At 42.0% G+C, this 13,377-nt stretch carries 11 protein-coding genes and 1 other RNA gene; 1 reads left to right on the top strand and 11 read right to left on the bottom strand.

What is annotated here, in order from left to right; all coding sequences use genetic code 11:
* Positions 1 to 133 precede the first annotated feature (133 nt).
* From purF to sohB, 9 genes are all read right to left on the bottom strand, one after another.
* A complete protein-coding gene (purF, locus tag G337_RS0120860; RefSeq protein WP_028865564.1) occupies positions 134 to 1,648 on the bottom strand; it encodes an amidophosphoribosyltransferase in 1,515 nt (504 codons plus the stop codon).
* Between the two features lie 158 nt (positions 1,649 to 1,806).
* Positions 1,807 to 2,301, bottom strand: a complete 495-nt coding sequence (locus tag G337_RS0120855; protein WP_028865563.1) for a CvpA family protein — start codon at positions 2,299 to 2,301, stop codon at positions 1,807 to 1,809.
* 131 nt (positions 2,302 to 2,432) lie between these two features.
* Complete coding sequence (locus G337_RS0120850; protein WP_028865562.1) at positions 2,433 to 3,074, bottom strand: SPOR domain-containing protein; 642 nt, start codon at positions 3,072 to 3,074, stop codon at positions 2,433 to 2,435.
* Between the two features lie 3 nt (positions 3,075 to 3,077).
* Positions 3,078 to 4,352, bottom strand: a complete 1,275-nt coding sequence (gene folC, locus G337_RS0120845) for a bifunctional tetrahydrofolate synthase/dihydrofolate synthase (protein ID WP_028865561.1) — start codon at positions 4,350 to 4,352, stop codon at positions 3,078 to 3,080.
* Positions 4,353 to 4,392: 40 nt separating this feature from the next.
* Positions 4,393 to 5,178 carry a tRNA pseudouridine(38-40) synthase TruA gene (gene truA, locus G337_RS0120840; RefSeq protein WP_028865560.1) on the bottom strand — a complete coding sequence of 262 codons (786 nt, stop codon included), beginning with the start codon at positions 5,176 to 5,178 and terminating at the stop codon, positions 4,393 to 4,395.
* Positions 5,179 to 5,291: 113 nt separating this feature from the next.
* Complete coding sequence (gene glgC / locus G337_RS0120835) at positions 5,292 to 6,536, bottom strand: glucose-1-phosphate adenylyltransferase (protein WP_028865559.1); 1,245 nt, start codon at positions 6,534 to 6,536, stop codon at positions 5,292 to 5,294.
* 82 nt (positions 6,537 to 6,618) lie between these two features.
* Positions 6,619 to 7,113 (bottom strand): hypothetical protein, encoded by a 495-nt coding sequence (locus tag G337_RS0120830; RefSeq protein WP_028865558.1) that lies wholly within the window; start codon positions 7,111 to 7,113, stop codon positions 6,619 to 6,621.
* A 192-nt stretch (positions 7,114 to 7,305) separates the two neighbouring features.
* Entirely contained in the window at positions 7,306 to 9,957 is a 2,652-nt protein-coding gene (gene topA, locus G337_RS0120825) for a type I DNA topoisomerase (RefSeq protein WP_028865557.1), read from the bottom strand.
* Positions 9,958 to 10,146: 189 nt separating this feature from the next.
* Positions 10,147 to 11,196, bottom strand: a complete 1,050-nt coding sequence (gene sohB / locus G337_RS0120820; protein ID WP_028865556.1) for a protease SohB — start codon at positions 11,194 to 11,196, stop codon at positions 10,147 to 10,149.
* Between the two features lie 128 nt (positions 11,197 to 11,324).
* On the opposite strand from sohB, the gene G337_RS0120815 reads away from it, so the two are divergent.
* A complete protein-coding gene (locus G337_RS0120815) occupies positions 11,325 to 12,062 on the top strand; it encodes a YciK family oxidoreductase (RefSeq protein ID WP_028865555.1) in 738 nt (245 codons plus the stop codon).
* 35 nt (positions 12,063 to 12,097) lie between these two features.
* On the opposite strand, the gene G337_RS0120810 is transcribed toward G337_RS0120815, so the two are convergent.
* Positions 12,098 to 13,066 carry an LpxL/LpxP family acyltransferase gene (locus G337_RS0120810; RefSeq protein WP_028865554.1) on the bottom strand — a complete coding sequence of 323 codons (969 nt, stop codon included), beginning with the start codon at positions 13,064 to 13,066 and terminating at the stop codon, positions 12,098 to 12,100.
* Positions 13,067 to 13,123: 57 nt separating this feature from the next.
* An RNA gene (gene ffs, locus G337_RS28435) (signal recognition particle sRNA small type) lies at positions 13,124 to 13,221 on the bottom strand.
* Positions 13,222 to 13,377: the final 156 nt, after the last annotated feature.

Raw genomic sequence — 13,377 nt, 5'->3', positions numbered from 1 at the left:
GACTTGTTGAATTCATAAACACGCCTGACAAATGAGCCGGCTGGTTTAATTCATAAACATAAACAGGTGTGATAAAAAAATGCCCGGCAGTTAATAACTGTCGGGTATTAGATAAGCAGAGAAATAGAAGAAACTAGGACTCGTTATGTAATTCCAGACTTGCAATCTCTTCTTTCTGCTCTTGAATCTTCTTGGCGTCTTCACTGCGCAGGCTGGCTAAATAATCAAAGTACTCTTGAGTTACATCACCTGTTACATAAATGCCGTCAAACACAGAACATTCAAAACCGTCAACGTCCGGGTTTTGTCTGCCGACCGCCGCTTTTAAATCATCAAGATCCTGATAAATTAAAGCATCAGTGCCGATACTGTCACTGATCTGTTCAACACTGCGGCCGTGAGCGATTAACTCACTGGCTGTCGGCATATCAATACCGTAAACGTTAGGATGACAAACAGGAGGCGCGGCTGAAGCCAGGTACACTTTTTTAGCTCCAGCATCGCGTACCATTTCAACAATCTGCTCTGAGGTTGTACCGCGCACAATTGAATCATCAACTAACAGTACAGATTTACCTTTAAACTCTGCAGTAATAGGGTTTAATTTACGACGCACTGATTTACGACGCTGCGTCTGACCAGGCATAATAAATGTACGGCCGATATAACGGTTTTTAACAAACCCCTGGCGATAAGGCAGATCTAATACCTCTGACATTACTAAGGCGATCTCATTGGATGTTTCCGGAATAGGAATAATGACATCAATATCAACATCCGCCCACTCACGTTTTATTTTCGCCCCTAAAGTACGGCCCATTTCTAAACGTGCTTCATATACTGAAATACCGCTTAATGTAGAGTCGGGACGTGCTAAGTACACATATTCAAAAATACACGGGTGCAGGCTGCTTTTTTCTGCACACTGTTTAGTAAACAGCTGACGGTCCTCGGTGATATAAACCGCTTCACCGGGTTCAACATCACGCATCACTTCAAAACCTATGGTATCCAGACCAACGCTTTCAGAAGCAACGATATATTCAATATCGCCCTCTTCTGTTTTACGTGAACCTAATACTAAAGGACGAATACCATCGGGATCACGAAATGCAACTAAACCATGGTCGATCATTAGTGAAACAACACCATAAGCACCGCTTACCTGCTTATGAACATCACTTACCGCATTAAAAATATCATCAGGCGTTAATTTTTTGCCTTCAACCTTATCAAGCTCGGCAGCAAAGATATTTAATAATACTTCCGAGTCAGAAGTGGTATTAATATGACGGCGGGACTTGATTAAAGATTCTCGCAGACCGGCTGCATTAGTCAGGTTACCGTTATGTGCTAATGCAAGTCCCCAGGGAGAGTTTACATAAAACGGCTGCGCTTCAGCGGCGCTTGAGCTGCCTGCAGTCGGGTAACGAACATGACCGATTCCGATAGTGCCTTTTAAACGCTGCATATGTTTCGATGCAAAAACATCTTTGACCAAACCATTTGCTTTACGCTGTTTAAAATTATCATTTGCAATGGTGACAATACCAGCTGCGTCTTGTCCACGATGTTGTAATACTGTTAATGCATCATAAATGCTCTGATTAACAGGAGTTGACCCAACGATGCCCACAATTCCACACATAAATTTACGCCTTTATTTTAGGTAGTTAATGATTAATTTTAAATATATTTTTCAATCTGACAGCTAGCTGTGCAAGACCGGTTGATACTGCTTATATACTGGAGTCTGCCGGTACTGCTGACAGACTCATAATTTCCACTAATTTTTTACAAATAAATTTATTTTGAAAAGTGATTTAAAAAACTCGACGAGTTTTCAATATGCTTAAAGAACCACTCAATAATAATGCCGAATTCAGGAATTAAGGTCGATTCAGTCCACCATACCGCTTCATTAAAGCTGGTAAATGAATCAATAAAAAACAGCAGCGCGCTGACAACTAATACACCACGAATGGCGCCGAATAAAACCCCTAGGAGGCGGTCTGTACCGGATAATCCGGTTACTGCAACTAAACGGTTAATTATATAGTTGATTAATGCACCAAGTAATAAAACAGATACAAACAAAATCGCAATGGCTGCTGAATTACGAACTAATTGATCATTAAGCTGAGTGAGATAAACAGAGACTTCGGGATAAAAATTACTGGCGATAAAAAAGGCGGTGAACCAGGTAGTGAGGGAAACAGCTTCTTTTGTGAAACCGCGAATTAAACTAATTAATGCTGAAAATGCAATAATGCCGATGATCGTAAAATCAAACCAATTCATTGTTATCCTTAGTAATAACTAATAGCTTTAAACGGGCGCATTCTAACAGAGATAAACAAAAGATGTTGTAAAAAATATCTTAACAGCCTGAAAACAGACAATTTGCTGTTTTCAGGCGTTTTATTGTTCTGCTACGGATTTACAGCATCAAAAGCAACCAGTTTACCCTGCAGTTTGGTCAGGCGTTTAAGCTGCGGAAGCTGTTTTTCAAGTTTCTGTTTAGAAACATCAGGCCCGACAAAAACGCGGGTTAACACTCCGTCAATAACATCGGTAGGTACAGTATGCGCCTGAAAGCCGGCTTTGTTTAATTTTTTCAAAAGCGCATTGATATTAGCGGCATTTTGAAAAGCCCCAAGCTGAATAGTCCAGGCACTTTTCGGCATATTGGCCTTAACAGGCTTAGAGCTGTTTACAATAACCTCTTTAACCGTTTTTTGTGGTTTCTTCACTTCGGCTTTTACCACAGGTGTTTTTTCTACCTGCTCAATTTCCCACTTATCAGTCTCTTCAACAGGAGCAGCAGTATCCTGCGGCATCTGCTCATCAACAACTATCTCAGTAGTTTCAGGCAGACCGACCTGCTCTTCAGTTTGCAGCTCAGGCTCAGCAACAGCAAAGGTATGCTCTTTAACAACCGGCTGGATCGGTGTTGAAACAAAATCATCATGATATACGGCTTTTTTACCGTCAATAATGGTAGGTAAAAAGATAACAACTAAAGTAGCTAAAATTGTTACGCCAACTAATCGATTTTTAAACTGAGAAGCCACAAATCATCCTTGCGAAAAAGTTAGGAAATCAGAAACGGTATAAAACGAACCAAAGATAATGATTATATCAGAGGAGTTTACTTTATTAATGATACTTTGATAAGCAGACTGCAGATCTGCAAAACAAGTAACACTATCGAGTTTATGACTACTCGCCTGATAATGTTTAAGAAGCACCTCTTTATCTGCGCCTCTATAACAGTCCAGGCTAATAAGACAGCAGTGATCCAGCTGCTGATTCACCTGATTAAAAGTACCTGTGATGTCTTTATCCTCGAGCATACCTGCAATTGCAAATATTTTACAGTCAGGCCCCTTCTGTTCTTTCAGTACCTCTAAACGACCTGCTAAATATTGTGCAGACTGAGGGTTATGGGCAACATCTACATAAACATCGGTGTTATGAGACATTTCAACTTTCTGCAGGCGGCCGGCAAGTTTGGCCTGAGCCAGCGCACTTCTGATCACCTGTGTGTCGATATTAAGCTCCAGGGCTTCTATAACCGCCAATGCCGTGGATGCATTCTGCATCGGCATTAAGGTAGGAGTTAAGCCGCAGATGGTTTTACTGCCGCTCCACTGCCAGTTATCAGCAGCCGCTGTAAAAGTAAAATCTTTACCTGCATAACGAATATCGGTGGACAGCTTGGCCGCGTAATCTTTTAGTGACTGCGGCGGCTCGAACTCGCCGCAGACAGCCGGTTTGCCGGCGCGGAATACACCGGCTTTTTCGTAAGCTATTTTTTCACGGTCATCGCCTAACCAGTCAACATGATCTATGCCTATGGTGGTGATCACGCTGATATCAGATTCAACCATATTCGTCGCATCTAAACGTCCGCCCAAACCTACTTCTAACAGGATAAAATCACACTGCGCCTGCTGCAGCAGGTATAAGCAGCCTAATGTGACATATTCAAAATAACTAAGTGAAGTGTCTTTACGTGTTTTTTCAATCACTGCAAATGCGCGGCAATGATCGTTTTCAGGCAGCTCCTGCTGGTTAATACGCAGACGTTCGGTGTATCGCTGAATATGCGGGGAACTGTACACCCCTACTTTATATCCGGCCTGAATAAGAATCTCTTCTAAAAAGGCACAGGTTGTACCTTTACCGTTTGTACCGGCAACGGTAATAACCTTGGCATCAAAATTAATAAGATCCAGATCGTTTCCCACTTTAGAAATGCGGGCCAGTCCTAATTCGATCTCGCTTGGGTGAAGTTTCTCTATTTGACTTAACCATTCATTTAAACTTTTTGTTTTACTTGTACGCATATAATTCTCAAAACAATCTGTCAGGATCTGCTCTGTTAAGCTAGATATCTAGGAATAAGGGACCACATGGCGGCCTTGGAAGATCAAACTCCTGCGGATAATCGACCTCGACTAGATATAAACCACCAGGTTTTGCGGTAGCAGCCGCTTTTGCACGGTCTTTATAAGAAATCAATGTTTCTAACCAGTTTACCGGCTGGTTTCCACGTCCGACTTCAATCAGACTGCCGGCAATATTACGCACCATATGATGCAGGAAAGCATTCGCTTTAATATCAATAATTATAAAGTCGCTTCTACGGGTGATATTCAGATACTCAATACAGCGAACCGGACTGCTTGCCTGACAATGCAGCGCCCTGAAGGAGGTGAAATCATGCTCACCAACAATATACTGCCCGGCCTGATGCATCAGCTGCGCATCAAGCGGATAATGATAATGACTTAAACCGGTACGCAGAATACCCGGTCTGAATTCACTATTATAAATGATATAACGATAACGGCGTGAAGTTGCGCTAAAGCGGGCGTGGAATGTATCGTCTACCTGTTTAACCCAGCGCACGGCAATATCATCGGGCAGATTAGTATTAACCCCTAACGTCCATGCAACATCTTTACGGATCGATTGTGTTTCGAAATGTACCACTTGACCAGTGCCGTGTACACCTGCATCGGTGCGGCCGGCACAATTCACCGTGACAGGATGATTTGCCACAATAGAAAGGGCTTTTTCCAGCTCTTCTTGTACCGAAATAACCTCTTTTTGACGCTGCCAGCCATAGTAAGCGGCACCATCGTATTCAATACCCAGAGCAATACGCATTGATATTTATCCTAAAAATTCAAAGCGCGTAGTATACCCCATCTGTTCAGAGTTTTAAAAATGAAAACGCCTCTAAAGTAAACAAACAAATATATCTGCAGATATTTTTTACTTTATTTACAATTATCTATCATTTCCTGCGTGACTAATACGACCCCCTCTTCGGAAATTTCAAAATGTTCTTTATCAAACTGCAGATCATATCCAATAGTAAAACCATTAGGAATGACACAGTCTTCAACAACAAGTACATTTTTTAAATGGCAGTTTTTACCTATATCTACATTAGGTAAAACAACGCAGCGCTCTAAATGACTATGCTTTTCAACAGTGACACCGCATGAAAGTAGAGAGCGTATAATCAGTGCTCCTGATATAATACAACCGGCGCAAATAACACTGTCGATAGCCTGACCGCGGCAGTTATCATCATTGAATATAAATTTTGCGCCGGGCAGCTGCTCCTGAAATGAATAAATTGGCCAGTGCCTATCGTATAAATTCAGCTCCGGACTAATCTGTACTAAATCTAAATTTGCCTGGAAGTACTGATCGATGGTACCAACATCTTTCCAGTATGCCTGGACATCAGCACAGCCTTCATTATCAAAGACGTATGCCGTGACGTGATGATCATGAATGGCTTTGGGAATAATGTTATAACCAAAATCATGCTGCGAGCCTTCAGTAGAGGCATCTTCAAGAAGCAGCTTCTCTAAAATATCAAATTTAAAGATATATACGCCCATTGATACTAGTGAAGTCCCCGGTTTACCGGGTATCTCAGCAGGTAGTTTAGGTTTCTCCTGAAATTCAGTGATGGTCATATCCGAATCAATATTTACTACACCGAATGAACTGGCACAAGATGTATCTACCGGAATGGTTGCTATTGATATATCTGAATCATGTTTAGCATGCTGGCGCAGCATGCGGCTGTAATCCATTTTATAAATATGATCGCCGCCTAAAATCAGAATATATTGACAGCGCTGCTGACGCAGCTGCTTTAAATTCTGATATACGGCATCAGCAGTGCCTCTATACCATAAATCACCAATCTGCTGCTGTGCCGGTACGATATTGACATACTCTCCAAGCTCCCAGGGCATGCGGCTCCAGGCTTTTTGAATATGCCCGAGCAGTTCGGAGGATTTATACTGAGTTAAGACATCAATTCGCCGAATCCCTGAATTCATACAGTTAGATAAAGTAAAATCGATGATTTTATATTTGCCGCCGAAGGGCAGTCCGGGTTTTGCCCGCTCTTCCGTTAACTGCTTTAAACGACTGCCTTTACCGCCGGCTAAAATCAATGCAACCGTATCACGGGTTAACAAACCGATATGCTGGGACATGAACTTTCCTTCCTGTATAAAGTAATTATCTAGATGTTGATTAACAGACTAAAGCTCTGCGAAAATCAACTCGCGCGATTATTTAGTCAATTAATGCTTTGCCGTATTTTGCGTGGCTTAAGGGCACTACTTTAAGTACTTCCACTCTGGCGTCATCTATAATCTGCAGGGCGGAATGAATTGCCTGATTATTATTAGCGATAATATTTATATCGTAAGCGTGATTTTCATAAATAAAACGAACTTTTAAAATTCCATGCTCCAGCAGCCAGTGCCCGTCATAATCTTCATCGTCAAACAGGCTGCTGATTTTAAGGTGGTTATTTTCCTGAAACTGGAAAACTAAGGAGATATTATCTTTTGAAGTAACTAACCAGGAATGTGCAACAACTTCAGCAACGGTTAACTTTCTTTTTTCTAATTCCCAGAGGATATATTCACCTTCAGTCATAATAAAAGATCGATACTCGTCATTGAGCACACCAAAATGCATCGGAGACTTGCTGTCATCACGTTTTTCGTAGGTGAATAAAATAACCTTGCGGTCTAATTCACTAAGCAGGGAATACAAAGGCATTCATATCTCTCAGTTGCATCTAGTTGATTTAAAACTAGGTCATCTGGCAGATATTTAACACTGCAGGTGGGATAATTTTGAATGATATCAAAAAAACAACAAGGAAGCTGCAGTTTTTTAGGCATGGCTCACATGCTTTTTGTTTATAAATAAAAAAAGCAGCCGAAGCTGCTCTTGTTAACCAACTGAAAGTTACGCTTTTTTCTTAGGCGTTCTTTTCTTAGTCTGCTCTTCTACCCATTTTCCGTCAACAAATTTAGCAGTCCAGCCTGTCGCTTTTTTATCAATCTCAGTCATTACATACTGTTCTTTATTTTTACGACTGTAACGAACCACTGCCAGATTGCCCTCGGGATCCTGCTGCGGTGCATCAGCTAAGTAATAGAACTTAGCTGAGATTCGCTCTCTAAACCTGTTAAGCTCGGTAACTTTCGGCGCTCGTGTTTCACGGGAGCGCGGGAAAGTGCTGGCGGCCAGGAAGATACCCGATGCGCCGTCTCTTAAAATGAAATAAGCATCACTCTGCTCACACTCTAATTCCTGCAGGTGTACCGGATCTTCCTTCGGCGGTGCAACTTCACCATTACGCAGTATCTTGCGGGTGTTTTTACACTCTTCGTTAGTGCAGCCCATATACTTACCAAAGCGTCCGTCTTTCAGCTGCATATCACTGCCGCACTTGTCACATTCAACAAGCGGACCGTCATAACCTTTAATCTTAAACTCACCCTGCTCAACAATATGGCCGTCACAAAGAGGATTATTACCACAGACATGCAGTTTTCGGGTTTCGTCAATCAGGTAGCTGTCCATTGCCATATCACACTTAGGGCAGCGCTGTTTAGCCATTAAAGCGGCCGTTTCAGCGTCTTCATCGCTGAGTATGTCAATCACTTCTTCACCGTCAACCAGGTTGATAGTGGTTTTACAGCGCTCTTTCGGCGGCAGAGCATAACCGGAACAGCCCAGGAAAACCCCCGTTGATGCAGTGCGGATCCCCATTGCACGGTCACATGTCGGGCAGCGTACATCATCGATTACCACCGGATCGTTAAGACGCATGCCGCCTTCTTCAACCGGCAGTTCAGCTTTATCTAACAATTTGGTTAAATCGTTATAGAAACGGTCTAATTCACTAATCCAGTTAACTTTACCTTCAGCAATCTCATCAAGATTACGTTCCATCTGTGCGGTGAAATCATAACTCATCAGATCCACAAAGTTTTCACTCAGGCGGTCGCTGACAATTTCTCCCATTTTTACAGCATAAAAACGACGTTTATCCACTTTTACATAACCACGATCCTGAATCGTGGAAATGATGCTTGCATAGGTCGACGGACGGCCGATGCCCTGCTTCTCAAGCTCTTTAACTAAAGCGGCTTCAGTAAAACGAGCCGGCGGTTTAGTAAAATGCTGTTTAGGATCCAGCTCGATAAGGTTAAGTGATTCGCCGATAGCAAGGTCCGGAAGCTGAACTTCATCAACCTTACTTTTTGCAACCGGCTGTGCTTTTGTCCAGCCGGCAAAACGCATGGTGCGGCCTTTAGCACGAAGCTGGTAGTCACCCGCTTCAACAACCAGTGTTGTTGCATCATATAATGCAGGCAGCATCTGACAGGCTAAAAACTGACGCCAGATTAATTCGTATAAACGCTGTGCATCCCTGTCCACACCCGCTAACAGTGCGGCTAACTGATTTACATCAGAAGGACGTATCGCTTCATGGGCTTCCTGTGCACCGGATTTACTGCTGTAACTAACCGGTTTTTCAGGCAGATAATTTTTCCCAAACTCATCACTAATATAATCACGGGCAGATGCAACAGCCTCTTTACTTAAGTTGGTAGAGTCGGTACGCATATAAGTGATGTAACCGGCTTCATAAAGGCGCTGCGCCAGCATCATGGTCTTCTTAACACCAAACCCTAAACGTGTACTGGCCGCCTGCTGCAGAGTTGAGGTAATAAACGGCGCGCTGGCTTTACTTTTAGTCGGTTTATCTTCACGCGACAACAGCTTAAACTGTGCAGATTTTAAAAGCTCAACAGCTTTTGCTGTCTGCTTCTCCGTTACAGGTTTAAAAGATTTTCCTGACTCTTTGAATACTTCTAAGCGTAAATCAGTTTTATCTGAACTTTGAACGTCTGCGTGCAGATCCCAGTATTCTTCCGGGTTAAATGCTTTAATTAAACGTTCCCGTTCAACTAATAAACGTACTGCAACGGACTGTACGCGGCCGGCCGATAAACCTCGCGCTACTTTTTTCCACAGCAGCGGAGAAACCATAAATCCAACCACGCGATCTAAGAAACGACGTGTCTGCTGCGCATTTACACCATCGATATTCAGCTCGGTCGGATGTTTAAAAGCTTCCTGAATTGCACTTTCTGTAATTTCATTAAATACAACACGCTGATATTTACTGTCGTCACCGCCTAGAATTTCACGAAGGTGCCAGGCAATGGCTTCCCCTTCTCTATCCAAATCGGTTGCGAGATAGATAGTCGGTGCATCTTTAGCAAGTTTTTGTAATTCACTGACTACTTTTTCTTTACCCGGCAGAATTTCGTAATGCGCTTTCCAGTTATTATTCGGATCTATACCCATTCGAGTAACAAGCGCTTCTTGTGCCCGCTTTGCTTTTTCTTTTTCTTTTTTCGCAGGCGTCATACCAGCAAGAGATTTTTTCGGCTTTGCATCAATAGTTTTCTTGGCACTGCCGCTGGTAGGAAGGTCACGAACATGGCCTACACTAGATTTTACAATGAAATCTTTGCCTAGATATTTATTAATTGTTTTTGCTTTTGCAGGAGATTCCACAATAACAAGTGATTTGCTCATAATTATTCTGTACCTAAAATAGTCATAATTGAGAAGGTGAAACTAATTTGTAATTCATCCGCTGAATTTCCTTTTATATAAGCCAAACTCAAAGGGAATAGCAACTTTTATTTTCAAAATGAAGGTTAATTTATGAAAAAAGCCAACTTAAGTTAAGTTGGCTTGCTAAGTAGTTTAAAAAACAAACGATTATTTAAATAAGCGGCTGACATTAAACTGCATCAGTTTTAACACACTGTTTTCCATCGCCATTGCTGCGCCGTGACCTAATTTATCGGCTAGTTTTTTACGCTGCGTATATTTAACCTGAATGATATGACGATCTTCCAGGTTAGACACCAGATAATCATCACTGGTTAATATCTGGTCAACTAAGTTGCGCTCAATTGCCTGCAGTCCATACCAGTGTTCGCCGGTTGCCACTTTATCAATATCGATCTGGCTGCGGTGCTCAGTGACAAACTGTTTAAACAGATCATGTGTTTCCTGCAGTTCCTGTTTAAATTTTTCACGCCCGGCATCATCATTTTCCCCGAACATAGTTAATGTACGTTTGTATTCGCCGGCGGTTAACTGTTCAAACTCAACATCATGCTTTTTAAGCAGGCGGTTAAAATTAGGAATCTGTGCGATAACACCAATTGATCCGAGAATAGCAAAGGGAGCGGCAATCACTTTATCTGCAACACAGGCCATCATATAACCGCCGCTGGCGGCCACTTTATCAACCGACACTGTTAAGGGAATATTATGATCTCGGATGCGCTGCAGCTGCGAAGACGCTAAACCGTAACCGTGTACCATACCGCCGCCGCTTTCAAGACGAACAAACACCTCATCCTTTTCACCGGCAACGCTTAAAATTGCGGTAATCTCTTCGCGCAGAGATGACACCTCTTTAGCATCAATACTACCCTTGAAATCAACAACATAAAGTTGAGGCAGCCCCTCTTCAGATTCGCCTTTCTTAGCAGCCTTTTTAGCCGCTTTATCTTTTTCTTTCTGCTGTTTTTTTTCTTTTTTATGAAGCTCTTTTAACTGATGAGAAGTTAATAACTGCTCTTCAATTGATTTCTTCGTTGCTTTTAACTGCTCAGAAAGATCAATTAAATCCAACTCGCCTTTTTTATTTTTCTGCTTACTTGTCAGTGCGATAACTGCGAGTAAAATAGCAATTACCGTTAACACCAGGGTCACCGCTTTTGCTAAAAACAGACCATATTCAAATAAAAATTCCAAAATTTATTCCTCTTTATAGTTTTTTCCCAGCGTATCATGACAAAAAGCGAAGCCGGGTACAAAAGAGATTGAGACTTTTGTTGAAATAAAGTTAATATTCCTGCTTATTTATTAAAACGAGAAAAAATATGATGGAATATCAAGCACAACCAGACTGTTTAGCGGGCAAAACGATTTTAATTACAGGTGCCGGTGCCGGCATTGGTAAAACATTAGCACTGCAGTGTGCACAATATGGTGCGGCCGTTATATTATTAGGTAAAACAGTAAAAAAATTAGAGGCCGTTTATGATCAGATTCAGACTATCGGTAAACAGGAAGCGGCAATTTTACCCCTGGACTTAAACGGCGCAACTGAGCAGCACTATATCGATTTAGCCGATACCGTTAAACGTGAATATGGAAAGCTGGATGCTTTAGTGCACAATGCCGGACTACTGGGCGTATTAGGTCCTTTCACCCAGATTGAAAAGAACACCTGGGATGAAGTGATGCACACCAATGTCACTGCACAGTTCTTATTAACCAAATCACTGATCCCGGTTTTAAGCCTTGCACAGCAGTCATCAACGATATTTACCACCTCAGGAGTAGGTAATGCAGGTAGAGCTTATTGGGGAGCTTACAGCGTCTCTAAATTTGCAACCGAAGGTATGATGCAGGTGCTTGCCGATGAATATGAAAACAGCACATTACGTTTTAATGCAGTTAACCCGGGAGCAACCCGTACAGCAATGCGCGCAAGTGCTTATCCTGCTGAAGACAGCAGTTTATTAAAAACACCAGAGGAGATTATGAGTACTTATCTTTATCTGTTAAGTGACGACAGCAAAGATGTAACAGGAAAACGTTTTAACGCTCAATAGAAAACATCGGGGGATAAAAATCCCCCGTTAAAAAATTATTGTTTGTAAATATCCAGCCCTTCTTCTGGACGAGTTTTCAGCAGTTTAAGTGTCCACATATACTGTGCACGGTTTTCATCCACTACTTTTTCAATAGCGCGGTTCATTAACTCAGTCTGCTCCTGCTCCTCAAGTTTAGAAAAATCCGCAAGCGGAGCATGACAAATCACGTCTACTTTTGATGTTTCTGCATTGTAAGAAGTATATACAGGGATCACCACTGCACGTCCTAATTTTGCCAGACGTCCGATTACCGGCAGTGTCGCTTTTTTAGTGGCATAAAAATCAGCAAATACACTGCTGTCTCTGCCGTGATCTTCATCTGGTAAATAGTAGAAATGTGCTTTATCTCTTAAGCTTTTAATAGCAGGTTTTAAACCTTCACTACGGTGGTAGAGCGTTCCCTTTCCTGCAAGTTTAGTAAAACGGGTACGGTAACCTGTTACAAACCAGTCGAAGATCGGGTTTCTATAATCATTAAACATGCTCGACAGAGGATAACCTCGAGCAGAGATCGCGGCTACACCTGCAAAGTCAACACCATAACAATGTGGCGCTAAAAAGATAATGGCTTTATTCTGCTGTTCCGCTTCTTTAATATAATGCTCTCCGGTCATATTGACACGGTTAACCAGAAACGACTGACTTCTAAAAGCAATTTCTCCCAGCGATAAAGATATCTGTGCTACCGAGCGCAGATTTTCACGCATCAAATCCTCTTTCTGCTCCTGCGTATACTCAGGAAAACATAAACCGAGATTAGTAAATGCAATATTTTTGCGTTTATTAAGAAATTTTGCGTTATATAGTTTATCTGCCACAAAGGCGGCAAAGCGGTCGCGAATTTTTATCGGGCAGAAGCTGAATAAAAATAAAAGTCCAAGTAAAGACCATGTGCCCCAATGTTTAGGCAGAAAGTGTTTTGCTTTAAGAGAAGTATCGAAACGAGAATTGTATTGCGTCATATTTAGACCTTAAACAAATAAGTCAAAAATGAGTTAAGACGGGAAGTGTGGGTGGCAGACTCCCCAGCAAACCCTCGGCACTTGAATCACCTACTATGGCTGCTGCCTTCCGGCCCTGACCAGGTTAATAAGTTATCAATGCGAGGAACCAAGAAGCCTACCATTGTCACTGTTATCAGTTCGTTTCTGTGTAACGACTTGATGCAGTGAATTATACGTATCGAATGAGAGAATACAACTCCTATTTAGCGTTTAAATTTCAAGTGCTTAATAAAACAACAAGATGAGCACAAAGCAGACGGACGGCGTTT

Origin of the sequence: Psychromonas aquimarina ATCC BAA-1526 (assembly GCF_000428725.1) — a bacterium.
Taxonomy (GTDB): domain Bacteria; phylum Pseudomonadota; class Gammaproteobacteria; order Enterobacterales; family Psychromonadaceae; genus Psychromonas; species Psychromonas aquimarina.
This window is presented reverse-complemented; position numbering and strand designations above follow the sequence as displayed.